This window comes from Paenibacillus sp. AK121 (genome assembly GCF_019042715.1).
In the GTDB taxonomy this organism is placed as follows: domain Bacteria; phylum Bacillota; class Bacilli; order Paenibacillales; family Paenibacillaceae; genus Paenibacillus; species Paenibacillus polymyxa_C.
This window is the reverse complement of the sequence record NZ_JAHPJM010000001.1, coordinates 92,524-113,501: the sequence shown is the minus strand read 5'-3', so window position 1 is coordinate 113,501 and position 20,978 is coordinate 92,524. Positions and strand designations below refer to the sequence as shown.

Sequence of the window (20,978 nt, the reverse complement as noted above, 5' to 3'; positions counted from 1 at the left end):
GAAGCGCCGTCTCTTACGGTTAACGAACCGTAAGAGTAGGGCGCTTCCCTTTTTTTATCCAATATTCCGCACGTAGGGCGGCTTTAAACCATCGAAGTGAGCGGCAACGCTTGGTAGCCTGTACTTCCAGACCGCGCCTAATAACATACGGCAGTAGTGAAATCCCTGCATTTTCGATCCGAATCCGTTCGGTCCGATCTGCAAATAATCTGCCTGGCACATCCGGTGGAGGTGATCCTTTTTGGCAATAATACAGCGTGGCGGCCAAGCTATAAATATCCGACACAGGCCCCTGCCGCGAACGGTTAGAGTAAAATTCCAGCGGAGAATAGCCTGCCGTGGTGAAGATCGGATGCTCCTTGCCTTCAAAATGCACAGCAGAGCCAAAATCAATCAGCTTGATGTTGCCATGTTCCCCAATCATAATATTGCCTGGCTTAATGTCCCGATGAATAATTCCTTTGTTGTGAATATACTCCAAGGCATCAATTAAAGGCAGCAACGTTTGGTACAGAAAAGCAGGATCAGACGTTGGCACAGCCTCTTCTTGCATCATTCGATCCAGTGTTTTGCCTGCACAGTATTCCATGACCAGATAAGCAGTTCCATTTTCCTCAAAATGATCTATATAACCGACAATTCCCGGATGACTTAACTCCTTTAACATTTGCCCTTCACGCAAAAAATAATGCATAAATTCCACGTATTTGTATTGCATCGTAGCGCTACAAGTGACCGTTTTTCGATCTGTCCCCCGTAAAGCCAGTGCATTCGGAAAAAATTCCTTCACAATGACCTTTTCTCGGTTATCCAACAGCCTTGCCGTATACACGATGGCCAGCTCACTGCGGGACAAGGCGCTTCGAATTTGATATGTATTTCGCAGCTTCGTATTGCGGGCAAGCAGACTCCCGCTTGTATCCACGATCATGACTCGTCCTCCTGTCAGGTTCTTAGCTTATGTCTTTTGTATATATCGGCTTATTACACATCTTTTTATTATAGCGTAAAATAGGTTATTGGAAAAACAAATAACCTGCCATAATCTCCCTTAGAGAAATGATGACAGGTCTTTTGGCATTCATCTGGTTCTATTTTCTCAAATCGTTTAACCTAATTTTGTACCTGGCTTCATGCTGCGTACACCGTTGGCATTTTTCTTCCGTTCACTGCGCAGTTTGCCTTTACCTTGTTCTGGAGTGCGAATGGTGAGGGCAATCAGGAACGATACGACGCACAGCACAGCAATTGTGGTAAAGGTTGGGATAAATCCGCCGAGCAAGGCAGCGATAAATGACCCCGCCAGCGCACCAAGGCCAAAGCCCTGATACACAATACCATAGTTTTTGCTTTGGTTCTTCAAACCGAAGAAATCAGCTACGATGGCAGGAAAGACTGTAATATTGCCGCCGAAGCAAAAAGCAATCCCTGCTACACAGGCAAAGAACAAACCAAAATTCAGGGGTATCACACTCAGTACTGTAACTGCAATTGCTGTTGTTAAAAGTGCACCTGCTACCACTTTCAGACGACCCACCTTATCGGATAGCGCACCTAATATAATCCGACCCGCCGTGTTAAAAATAGCGACCATAGCGACCGCATTAGCCGCTGTTGCTACATCCAAATCAGCCATCCGTACGCCGATATCTTTGACCACTCCGATCAAGTAGAGACCACTCATACAAGCGGTAAAGAACATGACGAACAGTAGGTATGCCTGCTTGGTGCGCAGCATTTCTTTAACGGTGTAGTCCCGCTGTACAGCCCCATTTTGTACCGAAGGCTTATTCATGACTACTGCTTCTTTCACCAGGAAAGAACCACCGACGATCATGATCAGCACGATCATTCCCCAATACAGAAATGCCTGTGATACGCCAACAGACTGAATCAGCGAACCATTAATATACTTGAATATCAGACTGCCTGTTCCGTAGGCCCCAACTGAAATACCGGAAATAAGTCCTTTTTTCTCAGGAAACCATTTAATCAGATTCGACAGTGATGTAATATATGCCGTTCCATCCGCAAAACCTACGACAATACCCGCCAAAATGTACAGTAAGGATAACGAAGTTACCTGTGAACTGAGCATGAGCCCTGCCCCTAACACGACACCTGCACACAAAATCAGACGACGTAGTCCCCATTTATCCTGTAGCTTGCCTGCAAATAACGTAGCAAACGCCAGTGCAAAACTGGTAATTGAAAATGTAATAGCGACCGAACTGAGGTTCCAGCCAAAGCGGTCCACCAATGGTTGATTAAATAAACTCCATGTGTAAATGGTACCTAAGCCCATCTGGACAATAATCGTTCCAAGTACGACCAGCAGGCGATTTCCGCTGTTTGATTTCATATTGATCTCCTCTTTTCATTCCGGCTCTACAGCATCCATTTGTTATGATGATAACCGTGAATCCAGTACGCTTTGCGTCTGTGAAAGAGCAAGTCTGTAAGGATCCTGTCTACACGGTTATTATAACCCTGCATGTCAGCCAGAAATCGTTTGAGGAATGAAATGCACATATAGCGGAATGAAATGCCTTTAAAGTCGCATAATTTGCCGGAATTCCTTGGCCTTACTGCGACTCACCGGAATTTCTGCTTCTAGTCCACGCAAGCGCAGGAGATACGTATGATTGAACCAAGGTACAATCTCACGGATCTGCGACAGATTCACCGTGTACGATCGGTGACAACGGAAAAAGTCCTGCTGTGGCAGCCGGGCATGAAATTCCGAAATGCTCATCGGCATCGTATATTCTTCGTGCCTTGTAAAGACACGAGTTACCTTTTCCTGTGCACACGCATAGTAAATATCGTTCGCATCCGTTACGATAATTTTGTCATTTTTCAGCAGATTAATACGTCCTGGAGCAGCAACGGTACTGGTTTCAGCAGCTCGGGGTTGCCCAGCCTGAACAGGCTCCTGTATTTGAGCGTTTCGCTGCTCATAAGCATTTTCGAGCTTATGCAGCATGGATGCGATCCGTTTTTCATCATATGGCTTGAGAATGTAGTCGAACGCCTCCAGTTCAAAAGCCTGCGCCGCATGTTCTTTATAGGCGGTCGTAAAAATAATATAGGGCTTTTTAGCAAATTTGCTAATGTTCTGTGCCAACAGCATCCCGTCCAATGAAGGAATGTTAATGTCCAGAAAGATCGCATCCGTTTCCTGATCTTGCAGAAACCGGAATACATCCAGCCCATCCTCAAAACTATCGGTCACCTCAATGCTGCTATGAGTCTGAATAAGATACTCCAGCTCTTCACGTGCTGGAAGTTCGTCTTCTACAATTATGGCCTTCATGACTTCTCCTTTGGTATGTCAAAATAAACTTCGGTGCCTGGATCATGTTTAAGAATAATTACTCCTTCACCATACATAAGCTTGAGTCTTCTATGCACATTGTACAAGCCGATCTGTTTAGCTGGAACTTGATCATGATATAGGTTATCCACAACATCGTCCCGTATACCCACCCCGGTATCAGCCACAGAAATACGCACTTTTTCGCCACGATCCTTTACAGAAATGGTTACTGTACCTGGTCCCTTTTTCTTGAGGATTCCATGATTAATTGCATTCTCAACCAGGGGTTGGATAATTAGGCTCGGAATACGCACTAACACCTCATCCATTACATACTTCACCTGAAGCCGATTGCCGAAGCGCGCTTTTTCAATTTCTACGTAATCCGACACCTGCTGAAGCTCCTTGTGAATTTCGATCAAATCATCATTCAACTCCAAATTATAACGCAGATAGCCTGACAAATTGATGATCAGTTCTCGCGCCTTGTCCGGTTTGGTGCGCGTCGTTGAGGCAATGGCGTTCAATGCGTTGAATAGAAAATGAGGATTGATCTTCGTCTGGAGTGCCTTTAACTCGGCCTTATTCGCCGCTTCCTTAATTTGCTCCACACGCGACACTTCCATTAACGTGGAAATGATCTGAGACAAGCCAATCGCCATCGTCTGCAGCGGATACGTGATTTTATAAGCTTTTCGGTAGTAAATCTTCAGGGTTCCGGTTACTTCTCCCCGCTCCTCTAACGGGATAATGAGCAGAGACTGGATTTGGGGCGTTTTGTCGTCAGCGATATGGTTGCGGATCGTGATTTTACCGCTACGGATCGTCGATTTAGTCACATCGCTAATGATTTCATCCCCGATATGATAGCGTTCTTCGCCAAAACCGACGTAAGCCAGCACATCTCTGGTATCCGTAATCGCCACCGCATCTGCCTTGATGTCTTCTTTTATAATTGAGCAAATCGTATGCAAGGATTCCGCATTAATGGAACGAAAATAAGGCAACGTTTTGTTGGCAATATCCAATGCCAGCTTGGCCTGTCTGGCCGCGATATTCTCCTTTTCCCCCTCCACACTCTGGATTAATAGAACGATTAAACCGATACTGACTTCCCCGATAATCATCGGTAGACCGATCTTGGAAACGATGTCCACACCAAGACCATGAGGTTGGGCCATCACCAGAATGAGCAGCATCGTCAACGCTTCACAGACCATACCTGCGGCGATACCGACCAGCCATCTCTTGGAACGATTGACCCGGCGACCGATATATCCTGACACCACACCTGCCAGAATACTTGTAATCAGACACGGAATCGAGGTGATTCCCCCGATATCAATCAGATAACGATGAATCCCAGATACAATACCTGTAATGATCCCAACCCAAGGTCCAAATAAAATTCCGCCCGCCATAATTGCGATAATCCGAACGTTAACCAGCGAGCCTTCAACTTCAATCCCGGTGTAGGTACCAAACAGTGCAAACATACAGAAAATCAATGTTAGTAACGTCAGCTCTGCCGGAGAATGACTGTTCTTCTGCAAGGTTTCCTTAAACCGGGGGATACGTGTAATAAAAAACAAACAAATCAGCAACAATGCCGCGCGCTCAAATAGCTGCATCAGCATTTCCAACAAGGCGTTCACATGCGTTCCTCCCAAATAAAAACGGATATGCCTACCACTACTCACATATTTCAATCCTCACCCTGCCATTACGGGCACGAATAAGCGCCTTTCCGCCAATCGGATATGTAAACTGCGGCGTGGTGTGGCCAAAATCGGCATCTGCAATCACCGGTATAGAGGCCAATTCTCTTTTCGAGCGAATGATTTGCCGCAGCAATTCTTCTGTCATATGCGATGCCTTCTGAAATCGTCCTATGATGATTCCTTTAACCTGATCAAATCCAGGCTGGTGCAACAATGATTGCAAATCCCGGTCAAATGTAGCGGGAGAGCTTTCGTAATCATCCTCAACAAACACTATGGTTCCTTTTAGACTTGGCATGTATGGGGTTCCCTGTAACAAATTCAGGGTACACAAGTTTCCACCCACAATCGTACCCTCTGCTTCTCCTTCATGAATCGCATATGGACCCGCATTATGGTGAAAGCTTCTTTTATCCTGATCCAGATACCAAGTATCGTCACTCCACTCCGATGAAGATTGGATTTGAATGCTGCCCTCTTCCAACATTAACCTTTGAAAATAAGTCATCGTATACTCATTTCCTCGCAACATGGCGAACGTCAAAAAATGAGGTCCTGCATACGTGATAAGCCCCGTCTTAGCATAAATCGCATGGCTTAACGCCGTTATATCCGAATAACCGCATAATCGTTTAGGATGAGCGCTGATCAGATCATAATCCAGATGGGCAAGGAGCTGATTGGCATTATAGCCCCCAATTGAGGTCAGGATGCCCTTTACCTTCGGATCGACAAAAGCTTCGTGCAAATCAGCTACTCTAGACTCTATCGAAGAAGATGCAAAATCATCGTTTTCCAGCACATGCTGTGAAAAGCTCACTTTAAACCCAAGCGCCTCCAGTCTATGCTGGGCAATCAGGCGATTTTCCTCAGAAACAATAGACAAGCTTCTGGATGGCGAAAGAATGCGTATCTCGTCTCCAGCTTTTAATTTAGGTGCTTGCTTTCCCATCATCATAGCCACTCCCCCTTGTTACAAAGCATTTAAACTGCCACAAATTATACCATCAACTTCCATCTAATTATAGCTTCTAAAACTTCCCACCTCATTTCCCTTCTTCTTAAACACAGTAAAAAACCGGAGATACCGCTTGTTAGCGATAAGCCCCGGATCTCTAGTCCGCTGATGAAGCTTTTCGGTTATTTACTTTTGCTGATTTTGCTAGAACTGCCGCCCTCATTCTGATCATGCACCAGCTCTTTCAACTGAATAATCAATGCCTCCAGCTCACTAAATCCCGCCACCATATTGGAGGTTATATTTTGCTGCTCCTCTACTCCAGCCAAAATTTGCTCTGACGCTGCACTTGCTTGTTCTGTCACACTGGAAAATTCCATCATCTCTTGAACGACCTGAGACGAAAATTGCTGCATACTATTCGTACTGGACTCTACCTCCACGGCCTGCACCAATACTTTATTGGCATTTTGCAGGATATCCTCCAGTACAATTTCGGTCGAATGTGCCGACTCCATACTTTGCTGTAATCTTTCCTGTCCCATGTCAAATTGACTTACAACAGAATCCATCTGAGTTCTCAGCTGCTCCAAAATACCTTCCATCGCCACTGAGGTGTTTCCAACCATTTCAGCCAAATTACGCACTTCTCCAGCCACGATCGCAAACCCTTTTCCATGCTCTCCCGCTCTGGCAGCCTCAATGGATGCATTCAAGGACAGCAAATTGGTTTGCTTTGAGATTTGAGTAATTTCTTTAAGCATGGAAGACATATTGTCACTCTGCACTTTAAACTCATCTAATTCTTCTTTGGTACGACTCATCACCCGACCCAAATCCTTAATTTGAGATGTTAGTGCAAGTAGTTGACTGCTCCCTCTACCCCCGGCATTTTTCGTATCCTCGGAGAGCTGCTTCAGCTCTCGGGAATGATCGGCAACCTCGCGCACGTGCCGATCAGACTGAGCCAAGTTATCGGTTACCTCAGTGATATTCGAAGCTTGCATTTCTACCCCTTTGGCAACCTCCTGAAACCCGATAGCGACTTCATTCGTCACGTTGCCTGTAGCATCCACTTGATTCCTGAATCGTTCTGTAAAGCTATGCAATCCAGCTACAGCTTGTCTAACTTGCTCAAACAGGAATTCAATCCGTTGCCTTGTGGCCTCCATATCTTTATTTTGCTCTTCCGTTTTCTGAAACTGCTTTTGATTTAACACCGATACCACTAACAGTAGCAAACCAATCAGTAAAACAATGATAAACTCATGCACATAACGCAAAGAACCGGTAGCCTGGGGAGTTGCGGGCGTACCGATCGTAATTTGTACAAAAATATTACACAGATTTAAGGTCATGGTTACCAGAAAATATCGGTAAGATGGGTAGAGCAACAACAACGAGCAGATAAAGATCGAAATTACTACATCCACGCTAGACAAGTTCACAAATATACATATTAATGCACTATAAAATGTAATAATCCAAGGAATAAGACGGATTCCTTTCTTTTTCATATTCAGAATTGTCAAAACTGCCGCGACTACAAATCCTACACCACTAGATACCCACATCGAGGGATTAGATACTGCCGGGATGATGCTGCTCAAAGTCATAATCCAAAAAATAATGATCACCAATTTGTTTCTTTGCCACAACAATTCATTCGTTCTGTCCATGATTGCGTACGCGCTCCTTAGATATATATTAGGTATTTATAAAATAAAAATGTAAATGCCATACTATATATATCGTCATATCAGAACGCGTATTGAATGATGGTCGTGCTTTAAAGAGAAAAACCGCCCCCTAACAGGGAACGGTTTTTAGCTCACGGTTTGATCATCTTCTTTAATCAGCCAACGTTCAATATGCCTGCTGACTTCATTAAGATTCCTTGTTTTCGGAAGCCTCTTCAGCGCCTTCAGTTGCCGCTGCATCACCTTCCACAGCAGCATTCTCTACCTCGACTGCACGCGGCACGATCACGGATGCCAGCAGCTCCTCTTCAGAGACATGCAGCGTCACACCTTTAGGAAGCTTTAAGTCGCTTGCGCTCAGCTTGTCGCCAATATCCAGTGCGGATACATCCACTTCAATTGTGGACGGCAAGTCAGAAGGCAAACCTTCAACTTCGACTTCTGTTTCTTGAACTTGCAGGATACCGCCTGTTTTTGTACCTACAGGGGTTCCCTGATAATCAATAGAAACACGCACGCGAAGCGGTTTGTTTTTGGAAATTTTCAAAAAATCGGCATGCAACCATTGGTTGTCACGCTGTTGATAATCTTTAATAATTACTGGGATCGTTTCTCCGCCTTCTACTGTGAGGTTAAAAACCTCTGAACGTCCGGTTCTGACTACTTTATTAAATTCCTTGGCATCGACATGTACAGGGGTTCCCTCGATTTCAGAGCCGTAAACCACAGCTGGAATCCGTCCTTTTAACCTTAATCCACGAATGGCCGAACCCTTCTTCTCTGTTCTCGGCTGGGCGGTTAGTTGAATACTTCCTCCATTAGAACTCATGATATACAACCTCCTTCAGGTTACCTTACAAATGATTTTCCTCCAAGAATCTTGCTTGGTTTACCAGTCGTACTACAGAATATGAGCCAGCAAGCTGGCAAAACTAAACAAGTCCATAATTCTATTTTACCCCTTTTTTCTGAAAGTGACGCACATTTGCATAAAAAAATAGCATTTCTCGAAACGATCGAAAAATGCTATTTTCTCGTGCATATATGGCAACCAGGCATACAAGGTTATCCTGCCCGGTTATCGTTAACCAGTAATAAATATTCCTCTCTGCCACTATGAATCAATACCTGCATCACAGACTGGGTCAGATCTACATCAATATATCGATCTGCCTCTACATCCTTGGCATCCCAGTGATTCAGGCGGACAATGTAGCCAATTCGCTGTACATCAGGAGCCACCCGAATGCGGGCTATTGCCCGGCCGTCATCTAAATCTTGAAATTCAACATGTCCGTCACGGTACCCAGTGCCCCATACCCACACATTCCAGCCAGAGTATTGCCGGTCTGCACGCTCATAGATCAGTTCAATCGTACGAAACGGAATAACCTCTCTATCGTTTCCTAGCTGGGCATCTGTCATTGCTGTACCTGCAATCTCTTGATTTGTCCCCTCATCCAAGCCTTTCGTTTTGTTATCCACTTGCTCGTTAGCTTGATGATCATGCTCTGTCAAAAAGGAGGCTTGGGGAGGTCCAGCCTGATCGTACAACACCATCATCGACCAGCGCGATACCGTCACACGATGACCTACCACTTCATACCGTGTCTCAATCCCGGCCCCGTGTGCATCCACGACTACATGCCATCGATCCGATTCCGCAGGCAATAATATGGTCTGTTCTGTATCCGAACCGTTATAAATCACCACAATATGATTCCAGGCATCGCCGTTAGCATGATGCCTCAAGGCAAAAGCGACCACATGCCCATTGCTTTGTAGGACTTCCATATGCTGCTCCACCAGCTCACGCTGATCCATACGGAATGCCGGGTGACTGCGTCGCAAAGCAATTAAGCCCTGGTAGTAATCAAACACAGGTCGAAACCTCGCCTTGTGATTCCAACGGATGGCGTTCACCACATCAGAGCTTCGGTAGCTGTTATGGTCTCCATATTTGGAACGCAGCAGTTCATCCCCTGCATGGATAAAAGGAATGCCTTGCGATGTCAGAACCATTCCGTTAGCTAACAGGGACTTACGTACAGTTTCGTTTTCAAGTAGGTTACTTTCATCCATCTCCTGATACGGGTCTGCTTCGGCTACGGCTTGTTCGGCTGTCCTTCCATCTTTGGGGTTCCCCTGCTCCCATTGCGGAAAACGACAATGCTCCCGCAAATGTCTCACCGTCAAAATTTTATCCCACAAATTGAGATTATCGTGGGCCGTTACATAATTGACGGTCTCTGATGGCTGAGCTGTGAAATCATAAATAGCTCCAAAAGCACCTTGAAGTACCCGTTCCTCCTGATTTTCCGCCCCCGTAGCAAACCCGCTTCCTGTACCGTCGCTATCTCCCTTAATGGCAGAACGGTAATTGTCGTTAAAAACGGCAAAACCCTTATCCCGCTGCGTTCCTTTTAATGTAAGCAAAGGCTGGGGGGACTCTCCTCCTGTCCAAGGCTCACCATAGATCAGCAGATCGGGACGTATCTCAGAGCGAAGTTCTCGGGTAAGCTGCTCTACAGTCGGTGTATCAATCAACGCCATCAAATCAAACCGGAAGCCATCTATGTGATATTCCTCTGCCCAATAGCGTAGTGAATCCTTGATATACTTGCGCACCATCGGACGTTCGGTTGCCATCTCATTACCTACACCTGATCCATTGGTGAGCTTCCCTTGCTCATCTGTACGGTAATAATATCCTGGTACAACTGGCTCAAACGGACCCTTTTCCACCGAATACGTATGATTGTACACAACGTCCATAATGACACCGATGCCGGCCGCATGCAGAGACTGTACCAGCAATTTCAACTCGCGTATACGCGCCTCCGGATCAGCTGGATTGGAAGAGTAGGACCCCTCCGGCACATTATAGTGCTGCGGATCATAGCCCCAGTTATATTCAGTTCCTAATTCCGAAAAGTCATTCACCGTATGAAAGTCAGCCACGGGAAGCAAATGAACATGTGTAATGCCCAGCTCCAGCAAATGATCCAGTCCGATACGGTTACCCTCGGAATCCGTTAATCCCGTATACGTAAAGGCTGCAAACCGCCCCTGAGCGGCAGATAAATCTTTTATACCCGTATTAAAATGGGGGTCCATCGAAAAATCACGCACATGAAGCTCATAGATAATGGCATCTGTCGCACGCTCAAGTACAGGCCCCTCATCCTGTTCCCATCCATCCGGGTTGGTTCGATCCAAATCAATGATAGCCGTACGTTGCCCGTTGGCTGATACCGCTCTGGCATATGGATCGGCAGCATAATGAATGGTGTGGTCCACCCACTCCAGCCTGTACATGTAATAATATCTGTTCCAGTCGCCTTCCAGTTCGATAGACCATACACCTTGATCATCACGGCTCATTAGAAATTCCTGACCACCACCGTGCTCCTGAACGATTCCTTCCTGATCGTACACCCCTGCGTCGTTATACAACGCAATATGAACCTGCTGCGCAGTCGGTGCCCATACCTTAAATTTGCTGCCCGCAGGCGTATAAGTAAGACCCAAATCATTGCCTTCATATATGGGATATGCTGTGTGCTCAAGCCCCTTGAGCTGATTGAAATCAGACATTCCTGTTCACCACCCATTTTTATACATCGGCTTATAGCCTCTGTTCATCCATCATTTATGATGTTTATGACTTGTCAATATACCTCAGGATTTGCAAAATCCTCACCTTATAGGCTATCAAAATAAGACAAGCTTGAAAAGCTGGATGAATTAAATAAGGATGACACTCTCATTTCAACACGCACACTCCATTTTATGACAAAACGATGAACAGGCTACAGCTTTCGCCTCCAAAGCATCACATTTATTTTCTAGCTTTTATCACTTATAGACTAGACTGAAAAAAGCATGCTAAACCATGTACCATTTTCAGGAGAGTCGGCGGTTATCCATTTGAAAAATTTCGTCAGCCATTCGCATGGTAGAGCTTCGATGCGATACAAGGATAATTGTTTTATCTTGCTGCTGTTCTTTTAACGATTTTAAAATAATCGCTTCGTTCAAACTGTCCAAATTGCTAGTTGGTTCGTCCAGCAGTAAGAGGGGCGCATCATGAACAAAGGCTCTGGCCAGTCCCAAGCGCTGACGTTCTCCACCAGACAGCCTGTCCCCCAACTCTCCAACTCGGCTGTCATATCCTTGAGGCAATGTCATAATAAAATCGTGCACTGATGCCTTACGGGCTGCTTCTACAACCTGTTGATGTGTAGCATCAGGCTTTCCAATTTTGATATTAGCTGCAATGGAAACATCAAACAGGAATGTATGCTGATCGACATAGCTTTGCAAGCTTCTTAAATGTCGGGTCTCAATGTCCTTTAAATCGTGTTCAGATAGCAAAATTCCACCTTGTTGCGGGTCCCTGAATCGCATCAGCAACTTCAACAACGTTGACTTGCCGGAGCCGCTTTTACCCTGAATACCTATAATTCGTTTGGGCGGTATCGTGAGACTTACGTCCTTCAGCACCGTTTGACCATCGTATGCAAAAGTCACCTTATCTATCTGCGCTCCAGTAAAGCCAACAGTCATTCCATCCATATTTTCTTCTACCTCCGGGGTCTCCTCCAGCAGACTCAGCACTCGTTCCCCGCTTGCCAGCGTTTGAAGCAAATTGTTGGACAAATTGCTCAGCGCGACCACCGGACCAAATGAACTAAACAGGGCAATGACTGAAATCAGCATACTTGTAAAATCCATCTGCCCCTTAGACATGCCATACAATCCAGCTAGTAGCATCAAGAATGAAAATCCGACTACAGCCGCATCTGTGACCGCTCTTGTGATGCCTTCGTGATGCTTCAAGTCCTTCTGCTTGGCATCCAACTGATCCGTACGACGGTTAATTTCATTTAATCGTTGTTCCCCTTGCCCATATTGAACAATTTCCTTCATCCCGCGTAAGCTGTCCAAAAAATAACTACTCAGCTGGCCGAAGCTGCTCCGGTATTCCATCCCTTGGCGCTTGCCCATACGTGACGTAAGCAGAGGAATGAACAAACCGACGGTTATGTAAGCAAGCGCAGCGATCCCGCCTAGTAAAGGCTCATAAGAGCCTATAAAAAACACCATAATCAGTGAAGTAATAATGCCGATCATAACAGGCGATATCGTATGCGCATAAAATACTTCCAATAGCTCAATATCACTTGTAATCAGCGAAATCAGATTCCCTTTGTCTTTGCCTTCAAGCTTGGCTGGAGCCAATCTGCGCAAGGCTAGAAGCACCTTGTCACGCAGCACGGCCAGCAGCTTGAAGGCGAGATAATGACCGCTCATTTGCTCGCCATAACGAAATACGCCGCGTAATACAGCACATAGCACGATGGCAGTCAGCAAAAATGTCATGCTGTAGCCTGTCGTGATGCCCGTTGCTGTCAGTAGGGCGAGGGCCCCATACACAATAATGCCAATAGCACATACAAAACCAAGCACTCCTGTAACAATCGTTATGAGCAGCACAGGTAAAAGAGGCCCTGCCAAGACCAACAATTGACCCATAATCCGTAAACCGTGTCTACGCATATACAGCACCTCCTTTCACAAACTGTTCCATCCTATGCTGACTGAGATACATCTCCGCATAATGTCCCTGCTGGCCCAACAGCTCCTGATGCGTTCCGGATTCTGCCACTAAGCCATTTTGCAGCACATAAATGCAGTCAGATTGGATCACGTTTTCCAGTCTGTGAGAGATGAGAATCACTGTTTTTTGACCTGCCAGTGCATGTATGACTTCCATGATGCCTTCCTCACTCTCAACGTCAATGTTAGAGGTAGCCTCATCAAAAATATACACATGACTATCGTGCAGCAACGCTCTGGCCAGTGCTAGCCGTTGGCGCTGTCCTCCTGACAGATTCGCTCCCTGCTCCTCTATCTCTGCTTCCAGTCCCCCTTCGGAGAGAATAAAATCATACAGCTTCACTTGCCGCAACGCTTCCAGCATTTGTTGCTCATCCGCGTGCTCATTCCCCATTCTCAAATTCGCTTCTACAGTGCCTTTAAAAATGTAGCTGTTAAAACCGATCCAGGTCATATGACGCATGCGGCTTTCTTCCGTAATGGAGGTCAGTTCGGTTCCTCCGATCTTCAGGCTTCCTTGATAGCCCTCATGATGTCCAACGATCAATCCGGCTACCGTACTTTTACCTGAACCTGATTCTCCAACAATGGAAACAAAGCTCCCTTGAGGGATATTCATGGATATATTTCGTAAGGTATCTCTTTCATCGTAAGCAAAATTTACCCGTTCCAGTTGAATGTCTGTGGCTTCTATGCTTTGTTGTCCTTGTATAAAATCCTCTGTACTCAACATTTGGAATATTTTGTCGCTTGCTGCCATTCCGTTCATGGCGATATGAAAGTAGGAACCGAGCAGACGCAGCGGAATGAAAAACTCTGCCGACAGCAAAACAATGATGAGCGCTCCCGCCAAGCCAATATGACCTGAGGAATATTCGCTTACCGCGACCAGCACACCTGCGGCGGCACCACCAAATGCGATAAGATCCATGACAGCCACGGAGTTTAACTGCATAGTCAGGACTTTCATCGTCATTTTGCGAAAATCCTCAGCCGCTGTGTTCATCTCCTGATGTTTATCCTGGTCTGTCCCGTAAATTTTGAGCGTGGTCAGACCTTGTACATTTTCCAAAAAGCTGTGACCCAAATTGACATAGCTGCCCCAATATTTTCGAAACAGCTTTTTAGCCATCCTCATAATGACAATAATGGACACTGGAATTAAGGGAACGCAGATTAATAGAATAATAGCCGCTTTGAAGCTGACAAAAGAGAGGGTGATGAACAACGTTACAGGCGCAAGCAGACTATAGAATAGCTGAGGCATATATCTTCCAAAATAGGTCTCAAGCTGCTCCACCCCTTCTACAGCAACCTGAATAACCCCCGAAGTGGAAGTATGATCTGTATAAGAGGGTCCCAGCTTTAGCAGCTTGCTGTAAATCTGCGAGCGCAGCGTTTTTTTAGCATTGATTGAAGCCCGATAGGACAACATACTGGCTGCATAATTACTCAGAAAGCGAACTGCAATGGCAGCCATAACAATGACCGTCATGAATAGAATCAGCTTGCGAGTCACTTGTCCCTCCCATGCTTGCTGCATCACAAAGGCCATAGACAAAACAGCGGCTATACTCCCTAAAAGACCGATCCACTGTACAAGCACACCCAAGATGATATATTTTCGAGAATGCTCCACCAGGCCTAACAGACGACTGTCGACCATTTTAGATCTTTTTTTTGGAGTAGGAACGGCTTCAGTTGAAGTCAGAGTTTCCGCCTCAGCTTCTCTCACAGTTCCGACTCGGAATATAAAGTAATAATATTTAAAAAGGATGACTAAGACAATGAGCGTTTTGCCCCATATATTAGGAGTAAAGATAAATCCTGTAATCAGCATAGCTGACGCTAAGCCCAATGACGTAATTTTTGTGGACAGCTTCAACGACCTGGTTTGAACAAAACTTTCCAGATATTTTTGATACAGAGACGTATTTGAAAACCACCGATGAATCCTTTCTGACCCCCGCATAAAGAAAAAGGTTGCCAGCAGCAAAAACGGTGTAGTCGGCAGCAACGGCACCACTACGCCAATAACTCCAAGCGCCAAAAATAAAAACCCTAAGGTAATATAAATCGGTTTCACTATAATCCCCCTAATATATATACTGTTAATGATATTTTATAGATAATGATAATCATTATCAATATATATAATTTAGTCAGGTTGTTATGTGATGTAAATCACGCATATAAAAATCCTCTTGAAGCTCAACTCTACAGAACACTTTTGTGCTCATGTAGATTTGGTCTTCAAGAGGATGATTGAGATAAGTGCGTGTTATTACGTTGTTTTATGAACTTATAATATCATATTGCTCCAATACCTGCCGATGTAACGGGTCATCTGCAGGTATGGACGTATAACGTGTCAGCGCTACACTCACCCCTTGGCTGCGAATCACCTGCTGAAGCTCAACTGCTTCGGGGTCTTCCGTAATATCAAATTTGCAGGCAGCAGCCATTCCTAACGCCAGATGATCGGTCCGGATACCATACTCCTGTGCTTGCAGCGCGGGACGTACAAGACGGTCATTGGGAGACAGCTTGCGAAGCGGTGAACGTCCGACCCGAGTAACCTCGTCTGTCAGATTAGGATTGCGGAAGCGATCCAGAATCTTAGAGATGTACTTCTTATGCTCCCCTTGATTCAAGCCGAATCGCTTTACAAGCACCGCTCCTGTTTCCTCCAGCGCCCCTTGGATTGAATCTACTACCTTGGTATCCTTCATGGCCTCCTGGATCGTGGCATAACCTGCGGTATAACCAATATAGGCCGCCACGCAATGCCCCGTATTCACCGTGAACAACTTGCGTTCAATATAAGGCTCCAGATCCTGCACGTAAAGAATGCCTTCGATTTCTTCATGGTCAGCTGCCATTTGCGAGCGATCCACCACCCACTCGTAAAAAGGCTCTACCTGCACATGCAACGGGTCCTCATGATGCTGGATCGGCACAATCCGGTCTACAGCAGCATTGGGGAAATATACCGAAGCCTCTGCCTTGGCACGAGTCGCCTCATCCAGTAGCGCAAAAACATGCTCTTTCAGTTGGGTGCTGCCTCCGATTGCATTTTCGCAAGCGATCACATGCAGCGGGCCTGCCCCTCGCTCCACCCGCCGCGCTATCCCCTCGGCAATACCTGCTGCAATATGCCTGAGGATGCTAACCCCTACCGCGGTCGTTACCAGATCAGCATGGTTTACTGCATCCGCTACAGCGGATGCATCTCTGCCGTCAATCGCGGTTACATTCGTTACCGTCTCCGTATCCTTCGTATCATTCGCCAACTCAACAGTATATTGCTTGCGGCGTCGTAACTCAGATACAAGTGTCTCGTTGACATCTGAAAAAACAACCTCATAGCCTGCACGCGACAGAATCAGCCCAATAAAGCCGCGACCGATATTTCCTGCTCCAAAGTGGACGGCTCTCATAGCTCCAGCTCACTTTCGAACAGATCTATAATTTCCTGTGGGATCACCGCGTTGCGAAGTTTGTCCATGTTTTCTTCCTCCGCACATACCACAGCAATACTTGTCAAAATCTCCATATGATCGCCGCCTTGGGCTGCAATGCCGATCACCATGTATGCTTTTTCTTCCCCGAAATCTACGCCTTGCGGGAACTGAACGATGGAGATGCCAGTGGATTGAACAAGTGTCTTGGATTCCTTGGTACCATGTGGAATAGCCAGCCCGTTCCCGATATAGGTGGATACAATCTCCTCGCGTTCAAGCATCTTGTCAATGTACTCAGTTGTAATATGTCCTGCATCCAGCAGGATTTGTCCTGCCATACGAATCGCCTCATATTTGTCTTTGGCGGTTGCGTTCATTTTTATTTTGTCTATCGTCATAATACTCACGGTAGGTTCCTCCCTGTCCCTAATTTACTGTGAAAAAATTCAGCCAGCTCAGTCGATATATAATTGGCAATCTGATCTCTACTACCGTGTTCCAGTAGTGTAATCATGTCTTCCTGCAGCAGTAATGCACTAATCTCGCTCAATACTTCCAAGCTTTCTTTCGGTAACTCACGAGGTCCCAACATCAGCAGAACGCATTCTACCTGTTCGTCTACATCCGCCAACAGCGGCTCAGCCAGCTTATACAAGGTCAGCGAAGGCTGGCGAATATAGGGACTGCGTGTATGAATTAAAGCAACGGAGGTATCAGCAATCACCTGACTACCTTGGCGCTCTCTTTCCATAAGCTGTTCAGCAACAACAGAAGGCTCTGTGACATTTCCCCGCCCTGCCTCCAACATGCATATAGCCTCTATGGTAGCTGGCATATCCATCCCTCGATTTTCCAGTGGATACACTTGAAATTGCTGTACAATGTGCACAATCTCCTCAAGACTTTTCCGTAGTCCTGTAAGCCACTCCATGCCCTGGCCGGGGAGAACAGCCTGTTCCTGACGATGATCACTGAGTTGATTGAGTGTAATATGCTGGATGAAATGACGCAGGCGGTCACTCTCCTCTTGCGTCAGCAGCGGGCTGATTTTGAGATACCGATCCGGCTCAAGCGGCAGCTCCACTGTCGAAATGATCAGATCATAATCCTCCTTGGGAATCCGCGTTGCCTCGTACCATGAGGCCCTATCCACGATTTTGATCTGTGGCAGCTCCTTGGCCAGTCTTGTCGCCAGAAGTCTGGAAGACCCAATTCCGCTCGTGCAGACTACGATTGCTCGAACCTCCCGCTGCAATTGTCGCAGCCGCTCCAACGAAGCGCCAAAATGCATGACCAGAAATCCGATCTCTTCATCTGGTACTTCCATTTCCGTCATATCCGCCGCAGCCTTTTTGACCGAGTCGAACAAGCTGCCGTAATCCTTGCGAATTTGCTGAAGGAGAGGGTTGCGGATCGCTCTCCCTTCCCTCAAACGTTTGAATACTGGAGCCATATGGGCAATCAGCCCTTCACGCAGGACACGATCCTCTGCTAATGGTGTGCCTGTCTCTGCCTCTACACGACGAATCAACTCATGAACCGACTCCAGCAGTACAAGATCATCCAGTGGCAGCAAGCGGGTGGAATGATCCTCAGCATCACGGAACAGCAGCCTGAAATAACATCGTTCCGGTTCTGGAAATTCAATATCCAGCGCTGCTGACAATTCTGCGCATATGCGCTCCACCATAGCTGTGCGCAGCATGATATTCTCCTCTGAATCTGTTTTCGAATACGGGAGAGAGAGACAATGATCCACAAAGTACCCAAGGCGCAGACGTGCCAGAGAAACGCAAATTTGAATCAGCAGTTCCATATATTTGCTTTCCACCATGTTTTTCAGCCATTGGTCATGAGGCTGCCAGAGGGCATTTTCCACGGTTAGCAGGTTCTCCCTGCCAATCATCTCCATCAATTTTTCTGTGACACGTGTCACGGGACGAAGCTCCTCTCGGCCGGAAAACAGATCCGATTCATCCAAATATTCGAGAGCAAGCTCAGAAATCGCCCGTCTTTTGTCTATCTCCCGGCCTGTAATCTCGACACCGTATCCCCGTCTGCGCACAAGCACGAGCCCTCGATCTGCGATCCAGCCTTGTAATTCGTCCAGATCATGACTGACCGTAGTTACTGTGACTTTCAAATCCGATGCTAGCGCCAGCAGCTTGATCGGCTCCTGTGTATCCAGCAGCATGCACAGAACTACAATTTTTCTCTCCTCAGCCGAGTATTCGTCTGACTTCGTATGCAGTAATTGCTCCCGCAGACTTGCAAGCTGAGTCGGGCCGGCATCCACATAGATACCGATCCCTGATTTTTTCTCCAGCTTTACCTCATGAGCCGCCAACCAACACTCAACTGCGCCAAGTTCCCGATGAACCGTCCTTGTGCTGACATTGATCTTCTCAGCAATTTCCCCGGCCGTAACCTCTTGGGGCTGCTCCAAAAGATACTCTACGATGTCAGATTGTCGTTTCGTAATATTCATAAGCGCATACCGTTCCTTCCCAAGCTCTCATCCCTTCCAGCAGGAAATACAAACTGTATACAGCCGGCCTGACTTTATGGGGATTAAGAATCGGATTTTAGCCGTTCAACTAGCGCTTCGTATTCAGGGCTCTTCAGGAAATTGTCAATGGAAATGTGCTCAGCATTCGGGGCTACCGTTTTAGCCCGGTCTGTCAACGTTTTTTGTGTAATGACAATATCCGCATCCTGTGGAATTTCACTGATTGCCGTATTCGTTACCGTAACGCCCACGCCCGCCTGTTTCATTTTTTTGCGCAAAATTGAGGCTCCCATGGCGCTTGAACCCATACCTGCATCACAGGAAAAGACAATTTTATTCACCTCGGATTTATCCTTAAGCGTTCGATCTGCGGCAATCTCGGCAGCACGATCGGATGCGCGGTTATCTTCCATTACAGTGGCGTTAGCGCTTGCACCCTTGCTTTGATTTTTCATATCTTTCAGACGGGATGCAGCTTCCTCCAGCCCCTCTTCTTTTTGCTTACCAGTTTTGAGTAATACTGCGGCAACCGCAAAGGATACGACCGCAGCTGCGATAACTCCGCTCAGCATCGGCAAATATCCGCCTTTGGGTGTCATCAGGAAGTAAGCAATGATACTGCCTGGTGAAGGAGCAGCAACCAGTCCGGCACCTGTCAACATAAAACAGAAGGTTCCCACAACGCCCCCTGCTATAGCAGCGAGAATCAGAATCGGCTTCATCAAAATATAAGGGAAATAAATTTCATGAATCCCGCCGAAAAAATGAATAATGACTGCACCAGGAGCAGACGACTTCGCAGAGCCTTTACCGAACAGGCAATAGGCCAGCAAAATACCGAGTCCCGGGCCAGGATTGGATTCAAGCATGAACAAAACGGATTTTCCTGTTCTTGAAGCTTCCTCCAGCGCAATCGGACTCAATACTCCATGATTCAGTGCGTTGTTGAGAAATAATACTTTTCCGGGCTCAATAATGAGATTGACAAGCGGCAGTAGCCCTGCGTTCACGAGGAACTGTACCCCTGTCGACAACACTTGACTGATGGTTTGCACGACCGGGCCGATCGCCACATGCGCTAGTAATGCTAGAATGGCACCGATAATCCCAGCCGAGAAATTATTGACCAGCATTTCAAAACCTGATTTGACTTTGCCCTCAATGGCCTTATCGAACTTCTTCAATATCCATGCAGCCAGCGGACCAGCTACCATCGCGCCCAGGAACATCGGGATATCGGCCCCCACAATGACCCCCATCGTCATAATGGCACCGATCACACCTCCACGCTGTCCGTGAATCATCGTGCCTCCCGTGTAACCGATCAGCAGTGGCAGCAAATAATTTTTCATCGGATCAACCAGTTGTGCAAAACCCTCATTTGGGAACCACCCGGTCGGAATAAAAAGGGCCGTAATTAATCCCCATGCGATAAAGGCTCCCATATTGGGCATAACCATACCGCTGAGAAAGCGGCCAAAACGCTGTACGGCGACACGAGCGCCACCGTTTGAACTGGACTTTGTGTCCACTGTGCTCATATTCATATCCTCCTTGTGAGTAAATAGCATCACTACCTTTTCTTAAAATTCATACTAAATGACAGCGCTATCTTCATCAACGAAATGAAAACGTACTTTCGTCATGAACGTTGATGACAACATTTAAATTTAAAGTAACGACAA

General features: G+C 46.4%; 14 protein-coding genes. All 14 read right to left on the bottom strand.

Translation table 11 applies throughout. The features are described from left to right. Positions 1-19 precede the first annotated feature (19 nt). The gene (locus tag KSP24_RS00470) at positions 20-931 is read right to left on the bottom strand and encodes a serine/threonine protein kinase (protein ID WP_025676114.1); all 912 of its coding nucleotides are present in this window, start codon (positions 929-931) and stop codon (positions 20-22) included. A 177-nt stretch (positions 932-1,108) separates the two neighbouring features. After that, positions 1,109-2,362 carry an L-lactate MFS transporter gene (locus tag KSP24_RS00465; RefSeq protein WP_216974192.1) on the bottom strand — a complete coding sequence of 418 codons (1,254 nt, stop codon included), beginning with the start codon at positions 2,360-2,362 and terminating at the stop codon, positions 1,109-1,111. A gap of 189 nt (positions 2,363-2,551) precedes the next feature. Further along, positions 2,552-3,316, bottom strand: coding sequence for a LytR/AlgR family response regulator transcription factor (locus tag KSP24_RS00460; RefSeq protein ID WP_013372559.1), 765 nt, complete (start codon positions 3,314-3,316; stop codon positions 2,552-2,554). Beyond that, positions 3,313-4,974, bottom strand: coding sequence for a LytS/YhcK type 5TM receptor domain-containing protein (locus KSP24_RS00455; RefSeq protein WP_216974191.1), 1,662 nt, complete (start codon positions 4,972-4,974; stop codon positions 3,313-3,315). Before KSP24_RS00455 ends, KSP24_RS00460 begins: the two co-directional genes overlap by 4 nt. 37 nt (positions 4,975-5,011) lie before the next feature. Next, entirely contained in the window at positions 5,012-5,998 is a 987-nt protein-coding gene (locus tag KSP24_RS00450) for a S66 family peptidase (protein ID WP_216974190.1), read from the bottom strand. 182 nt (positions 5,999-6,180) lie between these two features. Next, positions 6,181-7,677 (bottom strand): methyl-accepting chemotaxis protein, encoded by a 1,497-nt coding sequence (locus KSP24_RS00445; RefSeq protein WP_216974189.1) that lies wholly within the window; start codon positions 7,675-7,677, stop codon positions 6,181-6,183. Positions 7,678-7,885: 208 nt separating this feature from the next. Then, the gene (locus KSP24_RS00440) at positions 7,886-8,527 is read right to left on the bottom strand and encodes a 50S ribosomal protein L25 (protein WP_013372564.1); all 642 of its coding nucleotides are present in this window, start codon (positions 8,525-8,527) and stop codon (positions 7,886-7,888) included. Positions 8,528-8,763: 236 nt separating this feature from the next. Beyond that, complete coding sequence (gene pulA / locus KSP24_RS00435; RefSeq protein WP_216974188.1) at positions 8,764-11,295, bottom strand: type I pullulanase; 2,532 nt, start codon at positions 11,293-11,295, stop codon at positions 8,764-8,766. Positions 11,296-11,604: 309 nt separating this feature from the next. Further along, positions 11,605-13,260 carry an amino acid ABC transporter ATP-binding/permease protein gene (locus KSP24_RS00430; RefSeq protein WP_216974187.1) on the bottom strand — a complete coding sequence of 552 codons (1,656 nt, stop codon included), beginning with the start codon at positions 13,258-13,260 and terminating at the stop codon, positions 11,605-11,607. Then, the gene (locus KSP24_RS25530; RefSeq protein WP_216974186.1) at positions 13,253-15,406 is read right to left on the bottom strand and encodes a DUF454 family protein; all 2,154 of its coding nucleotides are present in this window, start codon (positions 15,404-15,406) and stop codon (positions 13,253-13,255) included. Before KSP24_RS25530 ends, KSP24_RS00430 begins: the two co-directional genes overlap by 8 nt. Before the next feature lie 208 nt (positions 15,407-15,614). Then, positions 15,615-16,760 carry a mannitol-1-phosphate 5-dehydrogenase gene (locus KSP24_RS00420; RefSeq protein ID WP_129549822.1) on the bottom strand — a complete coding sequence of 382 codons (1,146 nt, stop codon included), beginning with the start codon at positions 16,758-16,760 and terminating at the stop codon, positions 15,615-15,617. Beyond that, positions 16,757-17,191, bottom strand: a complete 435-nt coding sequence (locus tag KSP24_RS00415) for a PTS mannitol transporter subunit IIA (protein WP_013372570.1) — start codon at positions 17,189-17,191, stop codon at positions 16,757-16,759. The genes KSP24_RS00420 and KSP24_RS00415 overlap by 4 nt, the downstream gene beginning before the upstream one ends. Then, the gene (locus KSP24_RS00410; RefSeq protein WP_216974185.1) at positions 17,188-19,272 is read right to left on the bottom strand and encodes a BglG family transcription antiterminator; all 2,085 of its coding nucleotides are present in this window, start codon (positions 19,270-19,272) and stop codon (positions 17,188-17,190) included. Before KSP24_RS00410 ends, KSP24_RS00415 begins: the two co-directional genes overlap by 4 nt. A gap of 83 nt (positions 19,273-19,355) precedes the next feature. Further along, positions 19,356-20,834 carry a PTS mannitol transporter subunit IIBC gene (locus KSP24_RS00405; protein ID WP_216974184.1) on the bottom strand — a complete coding sequence of 493 codons (1,479 nt, stop codon included), beginning with the start codon at positions 20,832-20,834 and terminating at the stop codon, positions 19,356-19,358. Positions 20,835-20,978: the final 144 nt, after the last annotated feature.